Raw genomic sequence first — 18993 nt, 5'->3', positions numbered from 1 at the left:
GGTTCCATTATGCAACACTTAACCGACAAATTATGTCGCTAAGGTGAAATAGTCAAGATAAGCATATGGCAGTAAGTGATAAAAAAGTGTTTGAACGGATTTTGGCTATGGCTGCATGTGTTCCTGTGGAGCCAAGGTCTAGAACGGCTAAGGAAATATTAGAGACGCTAGTTGCTGAGTATGGAGGGCACTTTAGTGTCAGCCTTAGAACAATAGAACGCGATCTGCAAACTTACTCGACTATTCTCGGTTTACTCAGTACAGATCGGCGGCCGAGTAAATGGTACTTTGCAAGCGATTCAAAGTTCAGGTTCTTAAATAAGCTTCCGATAGAGCAAGCTTTGTCACTCAGCCTAGTTGAGCAACAACTGGCTAATTATCTTCCGCAGTCGGTTTTCGAAGGCCTAGCTCCGGTTTTTAAACAGGCAAATGATGCCTTACTTTCTGCGGATAATTTAAAGGCATGGAAACATAAAGTAGCCTCAATTCCTGACGGCTTTGTTGTTCAACCTGATGAAATTGATGAAGTTGTGCTGAGTGTCTTACATGATGCTTTGCTGACTAATAAAGTCGTCAAAATAAAATATGATAACCAAGATAAATTTCACCCAATTAAGCCATTAGGCTTGATTGTCAGAGGAAAAAAATTGGTATTGGCCTGTCGTTACTATGATTATAAGGACGTAAGAACGATTCTGGTTCATCGAATCAAAGCGATTGAAACGACCAATAAGCATTTTGACAGTGACTTCAATTTGGCTGCATTTATAAAAAGTGACGAAGCGTTTGTTTTGATTTCCGATACCCCTCTATCTCTGACAATGCATGTCACCGGGCATGTTAAGAAATTACTTTCAGAGCAACAGCTATTGCCTAACCAAGAGGTCACAGATATTGATGGAAGCTGGGCGTCTATTGAAGTGATCATAGGTCATACTCTGGAATTGGAGAACTGGATACTCAGCCACAGCGACCAAATCAAAGTCATCGAGCCGGAACACTTTAGGAATAAAATCAAAAAGCGATTAAACATTGCATCATCACATTACACTTGATTAAGCGACTTAATTTGTCGCAGTCATAGGCCGTGTTTTGATTCTATTTAAGCGGTTTATAAAATCAACAAATGAATAACGATGCCAGAAAAGGGGTGAAGTCCAGCTCAATGTCTGTAGACCGCTCTTAGTGTACTTCGCTAACGTGCCAATTTCGGACGGTGACACGCCTACAGCAGGGGCAAACCGGAGCGAAGCGTAGGTATACCTCTATTGATTTAAGCTTTGTTGTATTTCTTCGATTTTATTCTCTAAGGCTGATTGCTCAGCGAGTAGGTCGTCATGTTTTCGGTTCATAACTTTCTCAATTTCTTCTAACTCCGCCAATTTCTTATCCCATCTTTCCTGCTTTGCTTCCGTACAGAAAATTGACCTCCAAGGAGCATTATCGTGGTGTTTTCTTACTAATTTTGTATGCGAAATAATTTCTTCCCATTGCCCTTTACTTTGCTTTTTAACTTCCTTTAGATGTTTTTGTACTTTTTCTAAGTCATCATGAGAATATTCAACATTAGATGACGGATTTATAACAAAATTTTCTGCACCATCCCAAACGAGCCAATCATCAGCATTTAGCGAAGATTTAGCTAAATCTTTAACCATCCATAAAAATGAATTTGAGTTTTCTAGCTCCCCTGTAATACAGGCTGATGTGAACATGTGGCAATTATCAAGTAGGATATTATAATCCTTTACACTTACTTCCCTTTCGTATTTGATAGCACGCTCAGCAATCAAACTTGAGCCAACTGGGAATCCATTTTTCGAACTTACATAAATGTTTATACCTGTTCCTCCATCCACAAACTCTGATGGTGTAACTTCAACAATATGTCCCTTATTATTTAGCTCGATAATTTTTCCATTGCCGATATATACTCCAGAATGTTCCATGAAATCACCAATCAAACCTGTATATAAAATACTTCCAACCTTTGGTTCTTTTACCGTATCTTTAAGTTGATCTACTACATGAGTTACTGCGCTTTTTATAAGTGATGCGCCTAATACTTTTGTAAGCATAATCATACTCCTTGTTTGCTAACTAATGTGATTCTTGGACTTATGCGTTTAGTGCGCAAATTGCGCATATTTCTACCACGCAACCGCTCACTTTTCTGATTAATTCGGTTTTATCAAATTAGCTAAGCCTTTGCTAGCTAATAAAATACTTGAAAGTTAGTTATGTAGTTTTACGATAGAAAATGGGCAAACTGCTCATTTTCCTGAATATGGGGGAAAGTTGTAAATTCAGGATATAAAAACAGTATCAAAAGAAAATATTTAATGTCCGTAATTCGCTCATAGCTGCCCTTAGAGTATTTGCGTTAGCTCATTTCGGGGCAGAAACAAGTTGTTGATGTATATTTGTTATGGGGGTGTTGGTTAGTGGAATATTCGCTGAGATTGGCTCAATAAAAAACGGCCACTAAAAGTGACCGCTTTATATTCTTAACAGTTTGTCAGTTTCAAACTTATGGCTTATTCAACCGTAACTGATTTTGCTAAGTTACGAGGTTGGTCCACGTCTGTGCCTTTGATAATAGCAACGTAGTAGCTTAGTAATTGCAAAGGAAGTGTGTATACAATTGGTGCAATCAACTCGTCAACGTGTGGTACTTCAAGTACACGCATGGTTTCGTCGCTCTTGAACTTCGCGTCCTTATCAGCAAACACATACAAGATGCCGCCACGGGCACGCACTTCTTCAACGTTTGATTTAAGCTTTTCTAATAACTCGTTGTTTGGCGCTACAACAATAATTGGCATTTCTGCATCAATTAAAGCTAAAGGACCGTGCTTAAGTTCACCTGCGGCATAAGCTTCTGCGTGAATGTAAGAGATCTCTTTAAGCTTTAATGCACCTTCCATCGCAATTGGATATTGCTCGCCACGACCTAAGAATAAGCTATGGTGCTTGTCAGCAAATTCTTTTGCTAACTCTTCTATGCCGTCAGACATTAACAAGGTTTCTTCTAATTTAGCTGGTAGGCTAGCTAGTGCTGAAACTAATTGTTTTTGTAATTCAGCTGACATGCCTTTTTGCTTGCCTAACGCAGCAGTAAGCATAAGAAGCGCAACTAACTGAGTTGTGAATGCTTTTGTTGATGCAACACCAATTTCAGCACCGGCGTTAGTCATCACCGCAAGGTCAGATTCACGCACTAAAGAAGAACCCGGTACATTACAAACTGACAAGCTGGCTTTGTAACCAATTTCTTTTGCTAAACGCAATGCTGCTAATGTATCTGCGGTTTCACCTGATTGTGAAATGGTGACGATAAGAGAGTTTTTAGGTACGTATGACTTTCTGTAACGGAACTCAGAAGCAATCTCAACATTACAGCTAACATTTGCTAAAGACTCTAACCAGTAACGCGCAACCATACCTGAGTGGTAAGACGTACCACAGGCAATAATTTGAACGTGGTCGATGCCTTTTAATATTTCAGCGGCATTTTCACCTAAATACTTTTCGATAACAGTTTCGTCGTTAATACGGTTTTTTAAAGTATTACGAACTGCAATTGGCTGCTCATGAATTTCTTTTAACATGTAGTGACGATATTCACCTTTGTCACCCGCATCGTGGGTAATATCAGACTCAGTAACTTCACGCTCAACTGGGTTGCCGTCTGTATCAAAAATGCTAATGCGATCTCGAGTGATTTCAGCTACATCACCTTCTTCTAAGAAGATAAAACGGCGTGTTACAGGAAGAAGCGCTAACTGATCAGAGGCAACGAAGTTTTCGCCAATACCAACACCAATAACCAGTGGAGAACCAGAACGTGCAACAACAATAGTGTCTGGGTTCGACGGCTCCATGATAACTGTACCGTAAGCGCCTTCTAACTGTTTTACTGATGTTTGAACCGCAGCTAAAAGAGACGCTGCAGATTTACGATTTTCGTTTACTAAGTGAGCAATTACTTCGGTGTCAGTATCAGAGGTGAACGTATAACCTTTAGCTTGAAGTGATTCACGTAATGGTTCGTGGTTTTCAATAATACCGTTATGAACCAATGCAATTTTTTCTTGAGACATATGTGGGTGTGCATTTTTTTGAGTAACGCCACCGTGTGTTGCCCAACGAGTGTGTGCAATACCAGTTACGCCATTAACGCCAGACTGTGCCACTGCATCTGCTAACGCTTGAACTTTACCTACTTCACGTTCACGCATTAACGTGCCGTCAGTTTCTAATAATGCAACACCTGCAGAGTCATAACCACGGTATTCAAGGCGCTTAAGGCCTTCTAATAAAATATTTACAATATGACGCTCAGCTACGCCACCAACAATTCCGCACATAATTTAATCCTTAAACTTTAATTACTTGGACATTGTGAGCTGCAATTTTTTGCTCACTGTCGATATTAATGTCTGCATCGGTCACTAGAATGTCTATGTGCTCCCATGCTAATTCTAAATTGGGTATCTTTCGGTCTAACTTTTCAGACTCGGCCATAACAATAACTTGCTGCGATACATTGGCCATGGTTCTACTTAAGTTGGTCAGCTCATTAAATGTGGTGGTACCACGCTCAACGTCTAAGCCTGAAGCTCCTAAAAACGCTTGGTCAAAATTATAGGCACGTAACATGTTTTCAGCGAATTGACCTTGCAAAGAATGCGATTGCGCATCCCAGGTCCCGCCAGTCATTAATAAAGTAGGCTCGTTTTCTAATTCTAGAATACGATTGGCAACGGAAATTGAATTTGTCATCACCACTAAACCGCGAACAGTTTGAGCATGCTCTAATAAAGCGGACGTTGTACTGCCGCTATCAATAACAATGCGATTGTGATCTTTAATAAGCGCTGCTGCCGCTTTACCGATGGCTTGTTTCGTTTTCGAAACTTCAGTGTTTGTTAGCTCTGAAGATTCAGTAGGCAGCGCAACCGCACCACCATACTTACGCAATAACAAACCATTGGCTTCAAGAGCGGATAAGTCTTTACGAATGGTCACTTCAGACGTATTAAACTCATCTTTTAACTGTTCAACGGACACTTCTTGAAAGGCTATTACCTTTTCAACAATTGCACGACGACGGGATTGAGTGTTACGTTTTTGGACCATTTTCTTCCGACTTAAGTTTCGAACCGAAAGTATTATAGTGAAAACGTAACAAAAATAAAGAAAAAGGTGATTTTACCCACTTTAAGTTTGGTTTAATAAAGTCGCCCATATATAAAGGTGTTGAGAATAAGGTAAAGCTAGTAAGTAGGAAAAATGATGAGCAATAAAATCAAGTTAGATATTATTTCCGACGTGGTGTGCCCTTGGTGCGTGATTGGTTATAAGCATTTAAATGCCGCGATTACTGAACTGGGTATTCAAGATAAGGTGGAAATTGAATGGCAGCCCTTTGAATTAAATCCTGACATGCCACCTGAAGGTGAGGAGTTAACCGCTCATATCATGCGTAAATACGGCTCATCAAAGGAAGACAGTGACAAGGCCCGTGATAACCTTAAGCAGTTGGGTGCAGAGTATGGCTTTGAGTTTAACTATTTTGAAGGCATGAAAATAGTAAACACGTTTAACGCGCATGTACTTCTAGATTTAGCACATCAACTTGGTAAACAGACCGAACTAAAGCTGCGTCTATTCTCTGCTTGTTTTACCGAGCAAAAAGATGTGTCTGATGTAGACGTATTATTAAATGAAGCTGAAGCCGTAGGTATTGACCGAGACAAGGCAAGCGCGGCATTAGCGGATAAAACGATTCATCAACGAGTACGTGAATTAGAAGGGCAGTGGCGACAAATGGGTGTGTCCGGCGTGCCCACTGTTGTATTTAACCGAAAGACAGGCTTAACCGGCGCACAACCACAAGAAACCTTTAAGCAGGTATTGCTTGAAATAATGGCCGAATCACAGTTAGCTTAAGAGCTTAAAATGAAACTTGAATTTATAGATAAACAGACGTACCGAAAACACCTAAATATTATCATCATGATCAGCATTGTAAGCTTTGCTGGTTTGTCATTAGGGATTTCCCAGGCCGCTATCTACTTTTTTACTGATAGAGAGGGCACTCATTTTTGGCTCAATGTCATGGGTGTTGTATTCGGTATGATTGTTGTGGGCTCATTATTGAATAAGTTTAAACATCATCCGTTTTTAGCTGAGGCTTATTACGTTTGGCTTTTAAAACAGCAGATAAACTTTATTTATCGTAAGCAAAAAAAGATTGAAGCAGCGATTGAAGATGACAACGTGGATGCCATGCTCATAATGACCTTTTATTATAAAGCTTGTGAGCAACTTTATAACTTAGATGACAATACCATCACTATTAGCACCCTAAATAAGAAGTCAAATGAACTGAAAGAAAAGCTGGAAGGGCTAAGACTAGAAGTTAATGTAGAAGACTATAAACAAGAGTTGTTACTAAGATTTTGAACTTGCTAGCCGTTTATCTGTCAGTATTTGAAATCAATAAACAGTAACAGTAGTTTAAAACGAACTAAGGATGTGTGAATGGAAAAGCAGACAAAAGATGATTTAAAAACAACGGCTATGTTGTGTACTGGCACACTAACAGAGTTTGCTTTATTGAAGTCTATGACTCAATCAAAAACATTGACCGCTATGGTAATCATTGGCTTAGCTATGTTTGCTGGTTTTGGGTTTTTCTTACTTTCACAGTAATAACTAAAAGTAATTATGATGAGAAGTTTAACTGTATTGTTTGTTGCGTTATTAATGAGTGGTTGTGAGGTTATTGCAGAAGATGCACTTGAGCGGACTTACGATAGTAAAGTAGAGCGCGGCAGCTATTGTCATACAATAGAGATGAGCTGTGCAGATTTAGATGATAGGCAATATATTGAATGGCAAACGCCTAACGGTGAAACTCGATGCCAATGTCAGAAGTAGCATAAATTGCTAGGTTTAAGTTAGGCATAACTTAAGGTTTTACTTAAACCAAACCTTACCACCAATAAACTTAAAAGCAGGCGTACCTCTCACCAAGGTGTCACGAGCAAATACGGTATTGCATTGAGGGCAGGTACAGCTTTCAGTGGTGTAATCTTTTGTAATTCTCTCTTTAAAGCACTTTATTAATGCGCCTTTGCCACCTTTTTTATACTTAAATAAGACCTGCTGACAGTTTTTACAGTAAATAGTTACCGACTTATCTGGAGCTTTTGAATTCGGTTTGGCCAAGAAGTACCTTCAATAATTACACGTTCCTCAAGTGAGTAATATATCACTCTGATACTCTATGTAGAATCCCATTTACCTATGTCTTTTTGTGACCCATTAGAGGACCAGCTCAAAATAAAACCAATTTATTTAAACTGGGCCCTTGACCAATATGTAACCCTAGGGTATCTTTTGATACCTAGAGGTTACAGTTGTTAATAAACAAAAATAGGGATTTAGATATGACAGCACAATCAACACCAATTAACGAAGAAGTTCTTTTAAAGCAAACAGGCCTAATGAGCTTTTTCGTAGGTAGTATTATTTTAATGCCAGTTATTAGTGGTATTTTAGAAGCGACACTTTTGAGTGGTCACTCTTTGACAACACCTAATGTATTAATATTTATAGCGTTATTTATTGGACTAATTGTAAGTCTGGTCAAGCAAATAAAGGCTGGAACAAAAGTTGATCAGAAAAACTACTGGTTTGGAAATCTCGAGGATGAGTTTTTTAACCACATCAATCATAAGGCTTATAAGTACTCCTGGACGTTGTCAGTATCTACGTTAGTTGTATTTTCTCTTTATGGAAGTTCAATCACCAGTGAGATTGTATCAATAAATCAAGTTTGCCAAGCGGTAATGGGCGTTATGTTTTTTTCTTTTGGACTGACCATTCTTGTAAAGTTAAGAGGTAACAATGACTGATTTTTTACGAAACGACATTGCACGATTCAGGAGTGATAAAAAGGTATCACAGCAGGAATTGGCCGATGCGATAAGCGTTTCACGAAAAACAATTAGTACTGTTGAAACCGGTCGTTTTACGCCTTCAGTAGTCATTGCGTTAAAGCTCGCAAACTATTTTGGTGTAGCGGTTGAAGATATTTTTGAATTGGCAGTTAAGGATGACTAGTAAACATACGCCAGTGAATTTAGTATTCCCTGGCGTATAACTTTAATAAATAAAGAAGCCGCTAGCCTTTAACCGGACGTTTCCAGCCTTCAATGTTGCGCTGCTTGCCACGTGCAATCGCAAGGCCGTCTTTGTCTATGTTTTTAGTCACTGTTGAACCAGCGGCAACAAAGCCGTTTTCCTCAATAGTGATCGGCGCAACTAATGTTGAATTTGTGCCAATAAATGCGTTGTCTTTGATGTCAGTTTTGAACTTGTTTACACCATCATAATTAGCTGTGATAACGCCTGCACCAATGTTAACGCCAGCGCCAATTGTAGCATCGCCTAAATATGAGAAATGATTCGCTTTAGAACCTTCCCCTAATGTTGATTTTTTCATTTCAACAAAGTTGCCCACTTTGGCTTTGTTACCAACAATTGCACCAGGACGTAAACGAGCAAATGGACCAATTTGAGCATTTGTGCCGACTTTTGCATCATCAACTAAAGAGTTTGCTTCAATCGTTGCGCCATTTTCAATGACACAGTCTTTCAGTACACAGTTTGGACCAACGGTGACGTTGTCGCCTAGAATTACCGTACCTTCAAATACAATGTTCACGTCTAAAGATACGTCATGACCCACAGTTACATCACCACGAACGTCTACACGAGCTGGATCACGCATAGAAGCGCCTGCTAACATTAACTGCTCTGTCGCTCTGCGTTGATATTCACGTTCTAAGGTCGCAAGTTGAACACGGTTGTTTGCGCCTTCTACTTCAATGCCACTTTCTGGATGTGCGGTGTTGATGGTATAACCCGCTTCATTAGCCATTGCGATAACGTCAGTTAGGTAGTATTCACCTTGGGCGTTATCACTAGACAAGTTCGCTAGCCAGCCTTTTAATAAGTCGCCATTTACAGCCATAATGCCGGTGTTCACTTCATTGATGAGCAGTTGCTCTGGCACCGCGTCTTTTTGCTCAACAATGCCAACCACTTTATTCGTTTCGTCACGAACGATACGACCATAGCCGGTTGGGTTGTCGAGTTTCACGGTTAATAACGCAATGCCTTTTTCAGGTTTTACTGCTAATAAACGTTCTAACGTTTCCGTTTGAATAAGTGGTACATCGCCGTAAAGAATAAGAATAGTGTGGTCATCAGGCATAAACTCGTCAGCGACTTTAACCGCGTGGCCAGTGCCTTTTTGCTCGGCTTGTAGCGCCCAATTTACGTTATTTGAAGCCAACGCTTCTTTTAACTGATCACCACCATGGCCGTACACCATAGTGATATTGTCTGAATTAAGCGCCTTCGATGCATCGATAACGTGTTGCACCATAGGTTTGTGGGCAACGGGATGTAAAACCTTTGGAAGGCTAGACTTCATGCGCGTGCCTTTGCCGGCCGCTAAAATAACTACTGATAAGTTCATTGAATAAGTTCCTTTATTGATGCCGTCATTATACGTTTACAGCGGTTAAAATCTCAATGTTTAAGTGTCCACAATTTGCCTTTGTCCTTGATGGAACTCAAACATAAGTAGACGCTTACTTTCGTTTAATAACCTCTAACTGCTACATGAAATGCTAAGCTCTTCGCTCCATGCTGGTGGATGTTTGGCGAACTCTTGATGTTGCGGTTGTTCATCAAAGGGTTTTTGCAATACGTCGTATAGTGTTTTTAGCGGTTGAGTATCACCTTGTTCGGCAGCCTCAATGACTTGCTGTGCTAAGTAATTACGCAATATGTACTTTGGGTTTACGGCTTTCATTTGTAAGGTGCGCTGAGATGCTGTTGTAGTCTCAAGGGATAGACGTTGTTTGTACTTATCTAGCCAAGCTTGCGCTTGTGTACGGTTAACAAACAAATTAACAAACGGTGAGGCGTCGCTTTCTGGGGCCTGCACTTCACTTAAAGTGCGCCATGCGATGGTATAGTCGGTTTTATTTCCTGCCATTATATTTAGCAATTCGCCTAATAAAACTCGATCGTCGGTTTGTTGATTTACAAAGCCCATTTTGCTGCGCATTAAGCTGGAATATTCTGCTAGTAAGTGTGGTTCATAATTTTGCAGTTCAGTACGGAGCGTATGTTCATCAAGAATGCCTGATAGCGAATGACCTAAAACATTTAAGTTCCAAAGTGCAACGCCAGGTTGTTCGTCAAATGCATATCGACCAGAATGATCTGAGTGGTTACAAATATGGCCTGGGTTGTACTGATCTAAAAATCCATAAGGACCGAAATCAAAAGTAATGCCGAGAATAGACATGTTGTCGGTATTCATTACGCCATGACAAAATCCAAACGCCTGCCATTTAGCGACCATTTCTGCAGTGCGGCGAATGACAAAACGGAACAGAGCTAAGGTCTTTTGCTCAATGCTCGGATCTGCAATTTGGTTAAATTCGGTGAAGTCGCTATGAGTACGTGGCAACACATGCTCGATACAGTACTCGACTAAACGCCGTTGTAGGTCTTCATCGCCATGATGAAACGCATTTTCAAAATGACCAAACCGAATGTGGCTTGGACAAATTCGAATTAATGCCGCGCCTGGCTCTAAGGTTTCACGTTGGACTTGTTCACCGGTTGTAAAGACACCTAACGCTCGAGAGCTTGGAATGCCCATATGATGTAGTGCTTCCGATGCTAAAAATTCACGAATGCTGCTACGCACAACGGCGCGTCCATCGCCAAATCTAGAGTAAGGTGTTTGTCCGGCGCCTTTTACATGTATATCAAAGCGACCCTGGCTTGATTCAACTTCGCCGAGCAAAACGCCACGGCCATCACCTAGCTGAGGATTATAGTGACCAAATTGGTGGCCGGTATATTTTTGCGCAAAAGGTTGTGCGCCGGGTTGTTCTGTTTGTCCTGCGAACCAAGCTAACATGTCTTTAGAATGCCAATCTTTTGCACTTGACGGGGTTTCTTCATTTCGGTTTTGTAATAACTCACTTACGTCATCACTGGTAATTAACCAAGCGGGTGTTTCAAAACGAGCGGGCGTGATAACTTGACCAAGTTCAGGTAACCATTTGATATAAGTATTGTTAAATTTTGGAGTAAATGAGTTGCTTGGTTTTGACATGATTATTTGCGGGCCTTTTGATCTGGCTTAATAAAAAATGAGTAAAATACTTTACGCTGTTCGCTGTTTTTTAGATTTAGTGTTACTTTTATTTTATATGACTGTAATTTAATTAAAGTTAATTTTGTTTCGAGACTCGGAGTATATATGAAAAAAGCATTTTTATTAGCTATTGCGATGGTAGCTGCGTTTTCTACACAAGTTCAAGCAGCAGATATTGAAGCGGGTAAAGCAAAAGCTGCAACTTGTGCGGCATGTCATGGTGCGAACGGTATTAGTGCGATACCCACTTACCCCAATTTAGCAGGTCAAAAACCAGCTTATATAGTTCAGCAACTTAAAGCGTTTAAATCTGGTGAGCGAAATAACGCCATTATGAAGCCAATGGCAACTATGCTAACGGAAGCCGACATGGTGAACATTGCGGCATATTACGCGTCATTAAAGTAGGACGTTTATGCAGGCGCGCTAACCAGGTGCGCTAATTAAGCCGCGATAGAGTATGCAGGTTAATACTGTTACTACTGTTTAAAACGGGTATGAAGTTGAAAAAAGCAGCCTTGGTGGTTGCTTTTTTAATGGAAAATTAAAGCTAGGTAATTCATTTAATTAGGCATGGACTTTGAATCGCCACGCGATTTTCTAAACGCCACTTTCTAAACACCACTTTCTAAATGCCTTTGTATAACTTGGATAAAGGCATCGCCGTAACGTTTTAGTTTTGTTTCACCTACACCCGACACCGCGAGCATTTGACGCTGATTCGTCGGTAATTTATTGGCCATATCGACTAACGTAGCATCGTTAAATACCACAAATGGTGGTACATCATGTTCATCGGCAATCGACCGACGTAAGCTTTTAAGTCTTGCATAGAGTCGTTTGTCATAGTTAACCAACAATGGTTTTTCGTCGTATACCTTACGGCCAATTCTTGGCTCTGCCAACATAAGTACAACTTCACCTTTTAAAATAGGCCTAGCGCTGTCGGTAAGTAACAACTGACTATTTCGACTGATGTCTTGTTCTACAAAACCACGATGAATGAGTTGGCGAATGATACTGACCCAAAACTCATGGCTTTGTGTTTTACCTATACCAAAAGTAGATAATTGGTCGTGATTTAGCTCTCGGACGCGACTATTCATACTACCGCGAAGCACATCAATAATATGACCAATACCGACACGTTGTTCACATCGATAAATACAGGATAAGGCTTGTTGGGCCGGCAATGTCGCATCAAAAGATTTAGGTGGATCTAAACAAATATCGCAGTTTCCACATGCATCATTACTAAATTCGTTAAAGTAATTAAGTAATACTTGGCGTCGACAGGTTTGTGCATCGGCTAATCCCACCATCGCATTAAAGCGCTGCAGTTCTACTTTCACCCGTTCTTCATTGGGGTTGTCGGAAATCATTTTTTTTATACGAGGCGCATCACCCGAATCAAAAAACAATAGACATTCTGCAGGTAGTCCATCACGGCCCGCACGGCCCGTTTCTTGATAATAACTCTCTATGGTGCGGGGTAAATCATAATGCACGACAAAACGAATATTGGGTTTGTTAATGCCCATGCCAAACGCTACGGTAGCAACAACAATTTGTATATGGTCGCGTTGAAACTGTTCTTGAACTCTATTCCGAGTTTCTGTGTCATAGCCTGCGTGATAAGCCGCAGCACGATAGCCTTTAGCAATCAACTTTTCAGCAATATCATCCACTCGAGCTCGACTCAAACAATATATAATTCCCGATTGGTCAGATTGCGTCTTTAAAAAGGTCATTAACTGACTAAGCGGTTTAAATTTCTCTTCGATGGTGTAACGCAAATTAGGTCGATCAAAACTACCAATATGGATCAGGGGATCTTGTAATTGTAGTTGCGCAGCAATGTCGTATCGGGTGGCACGATCGGCAGTCGCCGTTAACGCCATAATCGGTACATTTGGGAAGTGCTGCTTAATCATGCTTAAGCGAAGATAATCTTGGCGGAAGTCATGACCCCAGTGCGACAAACAATGAGCTTCGTCGATGGCGAATAAACCAACACCACAGAACTTAATATGCTCCAAGAACTGATACTGTAAAAGACGCTCAGGCGACACATATAAAATTTTTATTTCGTTGTGCTGAACCTGATTGAGCACCTGCATTTGCTCTTCGCGAGTCTGCTGGCTGTTCACAAATGCCGCTGGCACACCAGATTCTAGTAATTGATCTACTTGGTCTTTCATTAATGACAATAAAGGCGTAACAACAATAGTTACTTTATCTAATAACAAAGATGGAATTTGGTAACACAGACTTTTACCACCACCGGTTGGTAGCAGTACCATTACATCTTGACCCGTTAGGCTTGCTTCTACTACAGCTTGTTGGCCATCTCTGAAATCAGAGTAACCAAATACTTGTTTTAAAACGCCAATTGGAGAGTTTGTTAATTCAGACAAAAGATTCTTATTTTTGATGTGACACAACTTGGAGAGCATTGTAACATCTCAGGCTCAAACTTGGGCAGGGAAAAGTATGTTATCTAAACAAGAAATTCAGCAATGGCTAACCAATGTATTTAATAGCCTGAACTTTAATAAGAATTTAGGGTTAAACATTACTATTTGTGATGCCGATAAGGCGGAAATTCGATTTGCATGGGACGATAAGTTAATGGGCAATCCAATGCAAAAAATCTTACATGGAGGCGTTACCGCGACGGCGTTAGATACCGTCGGAGGCATTCTTGCTATTTATAGCCGTTTAGACTCAATGAATATTGAAAGCCAAGAACAATTAATCGAATTTACTAAACGTGTAGGCACTATCGATTTACGAACGGATTATTTACGTCCAGGTCGAGGCGACGAGTTTATCGCGTCGGCTAAGCTTATTCGTTCTGGCAGCCGAGTTTGTGTATGTCGCATGGAGCTACATAATAACAAAGGCGATCAAATTGCCTTTGGTACCGGGACTTACCTAGTTGGTTAATCCAGCTGTACTTAATCCACTGTAAATTAACTTGATTCGCTGTATTTAGCGGGTTGTTACCCAAATCATTATTACTTAACTCGTGATTACCTAATTAGAGAACACTCAATGAAAATAGAAACTAAACACGGCATGATTTACGCAGTTTTTGCTTTTGTCATGTGGGGCTTAGCACCACTGTTTTTCAAACAGCTACAGTTCATGCCGTCGTTAGAAATTCTTGCTCACCGAGTGATTTGGTCTGCATTATTGCTAGTAGTCATCATAGGTCTTCGTAAAAACTTACACAAAGTAAAGGCGATATTAACCGAACCAAAAACCCTACTGGTCCTTGTTGTTAGTGCCTCATTGCTAGGTTTTAATTGGTGGTTATTCATTTGGTCTATCAACAACGACCACATTCTGGACGCAAGTTTGGGTTATTACATTAATCCACTGCTTAATATCGCATTAGGCACCTTATTCTTAAAAGAACGACTATCTAAATTACAATATACCGCTGTAGCACTTGCAGTTGTTGGCGTAATGATTCAAGTGGTTACTTTTGGTTCGTTTCCTATAATCGCGTTTAGTTTAGCTATTAGCTTTGCGATATACGGTTTAATAAGAAAATTGGCAGCGGTAGACGCAATGCCAGGACTATTAATAGAATCGCTAGTATTGATATTACCAGCGATTGTCTATTGGTATGGCTTTGCTGACAGTCCAGCGGCTAATTTGTTAGAAAATAGCTGGTACTTAAATGCGTTAATTATTGGTGCAGGACTTGTAACCACAGCGCCGTTATTATGTTTTGTAGAAGCGGCTCGCAGACTGGAATACTCCACTTTAGGCTTTTTCCAATACATTGGTCCAAGCATTATGTTTATGTTCGCCGTTTTCTATTATCACGAGCAGTTCGACCAAGAACGTTGGGTCACCTTTGGATTTATTTGGGCCGCGTTAGTAGTTTATAGCTACTCAAGTTATCGCAATATGAAGAAGTTAAAACCTTAAAATCAGATGTTTATAATGCCCATTTTTAATTGAAATTGGGCAAAAATGGCACTATTCTAGCTACCAACCCGTCGAGTTAGAAAATTTGAAGTTTAAACTCTCGTTATTCTATCTTGGTATTTAATGGACTAAAACAAGAGAAAGTGATGAAAACTTACCTGCGTTGCTCCCTAATCCCTACTATTTTACTTAGCCTTTCAGGTTGTTCCGGATCATCAAGTGATGAAGAGTCGGTAAAATCAATAACTTATCAAGATATTATAAACTCTCCTGCTGAATATTCTGCATCGGAACTGGACCGTGCTTACGATTCAAAAATAACTAACGACTATAAAGGCAATAAAGATACATCGGGTATGTCCGCAGTGGATACCCAATACTTTTTTAACTATGCCTTTGGTAAAGACAGGATTAGATTTTGGGGGGTCGACCGTAGTTATTTAATGGAATGGCTAGAAGATGGTGCGAGTCGCCCGCAAATAAACTGCGATGAAAGTGGCGCCATGAAAATATCTGGCAACTATGTGCAGGGAGCTGTATCAACAATTACTATAAAGTATGAAAACTGCTCATATTATAATATTCAAAATATTAACGGCACTGAAGTTGTAAAGATAACGAACTATCAATATCCCTCAATTGAATACAAATCATTCTTGAACAATATCTCCTTTTTAAATGGAGAGAATAGCGAACAATACATAGTCACTGGGCGTAACCATGTTTACTTGAACGATAATGAAGGCAGTGAGCAAAGCCAGTTAAAGTTGAATAGTAACTTTTTATATAAACATGTGGATAGTCAACAACAATTCGTAAAAGAAACCAACTATGACTATGAATTTGATTACGTTTCGGGTCGCGAATTGATTGCTGAATCAGGGAGTCTAATGGACTCGCAATTTGGTAAAGTTACATACAAACGCAATGGAGAGCTTTATTACGGACAGTCAGAAGAGTATACGTTCACGTTCATCGGAAATGTTACAACGCAACTTGATTTCAATAATTTTGATAACATCAAGTTTTTACTAGATAGCGATAACGACGGTTCATTTGAAGAAGCCGCATATGTTGGCTCTTATTATAGTTTTGTAAATGCAGATTTGACAAATATCACCCTATCTCCGGTTGATATGTTGAGCTTACCACCAGTTGTATATTCCCCAAATGTAAATAGATACGACCATACTACTAAAACTCCGATTGAAGTAACACCTGGCTACTATTTTGACTCTGATACACCTCAAGAAGATCTAATTGTCAGTTATCGTTGGTACTTAAACGACAGCTTAATTGAAGATCAGGTTAGTAACATTTTACCGGCTTATACTGCTGTGTTTGGCGATAAACTAGAAGTGACTATGGTTGTTTCTGATGGGAGCAATTTCACAGAAAGCACACGTCTGAATATTATGATCAATGACTCTCCTGGCGAGATTCAGCTATCAGAGCTGCCTGAAGACATTAATGCGGGAGACAATGTTACCTTCACCGCTCAAGTTATTGATCCTGATCTTATATCAGACGAGTCTGGTACCATCATAGCGATGCTGGTGTCTGGGCCAGATAATGCATCAATTGATGAAGAAGGGGTGGTTTCATGGCAAGTGCCGACAAATCAGCTATTTCCTGATCAAGAATATATTTTTAATTTCTCTAATCCATCCAACGAAGCAGAGACGCTTTCAGCATCATTAGCGGTAAATTCTAATATAAAAATGTCAATGGCTCGTTCAGGAATAGAAGTCCCAACTTCCAATTACTCTATGTGGGTAGGTGACTTTACAGGTGACGGTAAAAACGAAATATTATCGACTGATTCAAAAAATCGAGTGTTCTTAGTTTCTGAATCAGGTGGCGACTATAATCAATCTTGGCTCTATCCATATTTATTAGTCAGTGACTCTAATAATAGCTACGACGAAAAGCAGATTAGACAAGTTATAGGTGTAAATGTAGACGATGATAGTCAATTAGAAATTTTAGTTATCACGGATGAAGGTATTCGCCTTATTCACGATTTAAATTCAACAGCAACTACACTTATAAATGAAACCGGTATTAAATTTGCTGCAGTCGCAGACAGCAATCATGATGGTCAGCTAGAAATTGCTTATTTGATCGGCCAAGATAGATATTCAACGGAATTAGAACTAAAGGTTATAAACTTTGACAATCCATCGGAGGCTTTATTTCAATCAAGTGTCGGTGATAGCTCAGAGATTGTTTTTGCGAATGTGGACGGCGACAGTGCGCTTGAATTAATAACTAACAATGGTCGAGTTTATGATGGCGAAAGTTGGGCCAATGAGTGGTTTAGTGGTACTAAGTTTGGTTCAAACTATGTAACTGCGGGTGATTTTAATGGCGACGGTGTTGACGAAATAGCGGGAGCTGACGATTGGGAGAGTGTAGCTCTTTTTTCTGCAGTGACTAAAGAAGAACTTTATACCGTTGACATATTTAATGTTTGTGGAATATACAGCGCAAATATCGATGATGACGCAGCTGATGAGTTATTGGTAGGGGACTGTCAATGGGGGAATATTACGGCATATGATTACTTAAACGGTGAGTTAAGTAAGATTTGGGAATTAAATATGCAAGGTCATGGTTCAAAATCAATGAGCGTAGGCGATAGTGACAATGATGGCAAGTTAGAAGTCCACTGGGGAACAGGGCAAAGCTCAAGTGGCGAAGATGCTTTTATTGTAGCCGACATCAATGGAGCTAATCCTGAAATAAAAGAAAGAGCTACATCTGTCCAACTGGAAAACTTCTCAAGTGTGGGTTGGACAAAGGATAATACAAGTGATGAAGGCGTGTTTTTGGTAACTTCGACCGTAGGTAGTCGTTTGGCCACCGTTTCTGCAGAAGGTAAGGTTACGGTTACCGAAGGGTTGGGCTCAAACTGGGATGGTAGTACTTTTGCTGCATTGACAGACTTCAACAACGATGGAGAGGATGATGTTTTTGTACCAACAACAAACCTTTACAATGGTTCTTTTGCGGCACTTCAACTTAGTGATCTATCTGTTCATTGGGAGATAGATGGAGACTACGATGATGATATAGGTGTGATACTCGCTTATGACCTTAATGATGACTCTTTTGATGATGCGATTTACGCAAATAGTCAAACTGTTAATGCAATAGATATCGATAATCAAGTTATTTTGGGCGCACATAAGGTGGACGGAAGAGTCAATGATATCGCTATTTCGAATGTAGCAGGCTCAAATGTACTTGCGGTGAGCGCAGAGAAGCTAACTATTCTTAAATCAGGCGCAAATAATTTTGTTGAATTAGACTCTGTTGAGCAAATCTGTCTGCGAGTAAACTTTGCAAACGTAGATACGGATGAAGAAGCAGAGTTACTATGTTTGGCTGGAGGAGATCGTTGGTCTAATACAGGCAGTAATATAATTGTTTATGATGTTACTAATGACAAACTAGTTGAATTGAATTCATTTACCGTGCCTTCTAATACTTTTGATTTTGCGGTAGATACCTCAAAAGTTTCAGAACAAGGCATTTTTGTCGGCACTAATGTCAATGACAGCTATAGTTATTACAATAGTAATAGTGTGAAGCTACAAAAGCTGGATGCTCATGGTAAAACGATCTGGAGAAGTCCTGCAATGATTGGACACGGTTCAAAGCGTGGCATTAAATTTAAGCATAATGAAGATGGAAGCTCTAACTTATTAATATCAACGAGTTCTGCTATGCATATGTTAAAGAGCCAACCTTAAAGTTTATTTATAGAGCGCTACGTTAGT

At 39.9% G+C, this 18993-nt stretch carries 18 protein-coding genes; 11 read left to right on the top strand and 7 right to left on the bottom strand.

Annotated elements, in window-relative coordinates; genetic code table 11:
- Window positions 1-65 precede the first annotated feature (65 nt).
- A complete protein-coding gene (locus tag J9318_RS00185; RefSeq protein ID WP_210560525.1) occupies window positions 66-1055 on the top strand; it encodes a helix-turn-helix transcriptional regulator in 990 nt (329 codons plus the stop codon).
- Window positions 1056-1265: 210 nt separating this feature from the next.
- Here J9318_RS00185 and J9318_RS00180 read toward each other — a convergent pair whose 3' ends face one another.
- The 3 genes from J9318_RS00180 to J9318_RS00170 all read right to left on the bottom strand — a co-directional run bounded on the left by J9318_RS00180 (window position 1266) and on the right by J9318_RS00170 (window position 5142).
- The gene (locus tag J9318_RS00180; protein WP_210560524.1) at window positions 1266-2078 is read right to left on the bottom strand and encodes a C40 family peptidase; all 813 of its coding nucleotides are present in this window, start codon (window positions 2076-2078) and stop codon (window positions 1266-1268) included.
- Window positions 2079-2537: 459 nt separating this feature from the next.
- A complete protein-coding gene (glmS, locus tag J9318_RS00175; RefSeq protein ID WP_210560523.1) occupies window positions 2538-4370 on the bottom strand; it encodes a glutamine--fructose-6-phosphate transaminase (isomerizing) in 1833 nt (610 codons plus the stop codon).
- Between the two features lie 10 nt (window positions 4371-4380).
- A complete protein-coding gene (locus J9318_RS00170) occupies window positions 4381-5142 on the bottom strand; it encodes a DeoR/GlpR family DNA-binding transcription regulator (protein ID WP_210560522.1) in 762 nt (253 codons plus the stop codon).
- A 156-nt stretch (window positions 5143-5298) separates the two neighbouring features.
- Between J9318_RS00170 and J9318_RS00165 the strand changes: the two genes are divergently transcribed.
- The 4 genes from J9318_RS00165 (at window position 5299) to J9318_RS00150 (ending at window position 6948) form a co-directional block, all read left to right on the top strand.
- Window positions 5299-5955 carry a DsbA family oxidoreductase gene (locus J9318_RS00165; RefSeq protein ID WP_210560521.1) on the top strand — a complete coding sequence of 219 codons (657 nt, stop codon included), beginning with the start codon at window positions 5299-5301 and terminating at the stop codon, window positions 5953-5955.
- Between the two features lie 9 nt (window positions 5956-5964).
- Entirely contained in the window at window positions 5965-6471 is a 507-nt protein-coding gene (locus tag J9318_RS00160) for a DUF3087 family protein (protein ID WP_210560520.1), read from the top strand.
- Between the two features lie 78 nt (window positions 6472-6549).
- Window positions 6550-6720, top strand: coding sequence for a hypothetical protein (locus tag J9318_RS00155; protein ID WP_210560519.1), 171 nt, complete (start codon window positions 6550-6552; stop codon window positions 6718-6720).
- A 15-nt stretch (window positions 6721-6735) separates the two neighbouring features.
- Entirely contained in the window at window positions 6736-6948 is a 213-nt protein-coding gene (locus J9318_RS00150) for a hypothetical protein (protein ID WP_210560518.1), read from the top strand.
- Window positions 6949-6987: 39 nt separating this feature from the next.
- Here the strand turns inward: J9318_RS00150 and J9318_RS00145 are convergent, their stop codons facing one another.
- The gene (locus tag J9318_RS00145) at window positions 6988-7239 is read right to left on the bottom strand and encodes a hypothetical protein (protein WP_210560517.1); all 252 of its coding nucleotides are present in this window, start codon (window positions 7237-7239) and stop codon (window positions 6988-6990) included.
- A gap of 221 nt (window positions 7240-7460) precedes the next feature.
- On the opposite strand from J9318_RS00145, the gene J9318_RS00140 reads away from it, so the two are divergent.
- Both J9318_RS00140 and J9318_RS00135 read left to right on the top strand, forming a co-directional pair.
- Window positions 7461-7928, top strand: coding sequence for a hypothetical protein (locus tag J9318_RS00140; protein ID WP_210560516.1), 468 nt, complete (start codon window positions 7461-7463; stop codon window positions 7926-7928).
- Complete coding sequence (locus J9318_RS00135; protein WP_210560515.1) at window positions 7921-8136, top strand: helix-turn-helix transcriptional regulator; 216 nt, start codon at window positions 7921-7923, stop codon at window positions 8134-8136. Before J9318_RS00140 ends, J9318_RS00135 begins: the two co-directional genes overlap by 8 nt.
- A 61-nt stretch (window positions 8137-8197) precedes the next feature.
- Here the strand turns inward: J9318_RS00135 and glmU are convergent, their stop codons facing one another.
- Together glmU and J9318_RS00125 are read right to left on the bottom strand one after the other, a co-directional pair.
- Window positions 8198-9559, bottom strand: coding sequence for a bifunctional UDP-N-acetylglucosamine diphosphorylase/glucosamine-1-phosphate N-acetyltransferase GlmU (glmU, locus tag J9318_RS00130; protein ID WP_210560514.1), 1362 nt, complete (start codon window positions 9557-9559; stop codon window positions 8198-8200).
- A gap of 135 nt (window positions 9560-9694) precedes the next feature.
- On the bottom strand, window positions 9695-11221 hold the full coding sequence (locus J9318_RS00125) for a protein adenylyltransferase SelO (RefSeq protein WP_210560513.1): 1527 nt from the start codon (window positions 11219-11221) through the stop codon (window positions 9695-9697).
- Between the two features lie 147 nt (window positions 11222-11368).
- Here J9318_RS00125 and J9318_RS00120 point away from each other — a divergent pair, with 147 nt between their 5' ends.
- Window positions 11369-11671, top strand: coding sequence for a c-type cytochrome (locus J9318_RS00120; protein WP_210560512.1), 303 nt, complete (start codon window positions 11369-11371; stop codon window positions 11669-11671).
- Window positions 11672-11877: 206 nt separating this feature from the next.
- On the opposite strand, the gene recQ is transcribed toward J9318_RS00120, so the two are convergent.
- Window positions 11878-13719 (bottom strand): DNA helicase RecQ, encoded by a 1842-nt coding sequence (gene recQ / locus J9318_RS00115; protein ID WP_210560511.1) that lies wholly within the window; start codon window positions 13717-13719, stop codon window positions 11878-11880.
- A gap of 37 nt (window positions 13720-13756) precedes the next feature.
- On the opposite strand from recQ, the gene J9318_RS00110 reads away from it, so the two are divergent.
- The 3 genes from J9318_RS00110 (at window position 13757) to J9318_RS00100 (ending at window position 18966) form a co-directional block, all read left to right on the top strand.
- Window positions 13757-14212 (top strand): thioesterase family protein, encoded by a 456-nt coding sequence (locus J9318_RS00110; RefSeq protein ID WP_210560510.1) that lies wholly within the window; start codon window positions 13757-13759, stop codon window positions 14210-14212.
- 108 nt (window positions 14213-14320) lie between these two features.
- Window positions 14321-15208, top strand: a complete 888-nt coding sequence (gene rarD, locus J9318_RS00105) for an EamA family transporter RarD (RefSeq protein ID WP_210560509.1) — start codon at window positions 14321-14323, stop codon at window positions 15206-15208.
- A 146-nt stretch (window positions 15209-15354) separates the two neighbouring features.
- Window positions 15355-18966, top strand: coding sequence for a hypothetical protein (locus J9318_RS00100; RefSeq protein ID WP_210560508.1), 3612 nt, complete (start codon window positions 15355-15357; stop codon window positions 18964-18966).
- The last annotated feature ends 27 nt before the right edge of the window (window positions 18967-18993 follow it).

The organism is Psychrosphaera aestuarii (assembly GCF_017948405.1).
Taxonomy (GTDB): Bacteria; Pseudomonadota; Gammaproteobacteria; order Enterobacterales; family Alteromonadaceae; genus Psychrosphaera; species Psychrosphaera aestuarii.
This window is presented reverse-complemented; position numbering and strand designations above follow the sequence as displayed.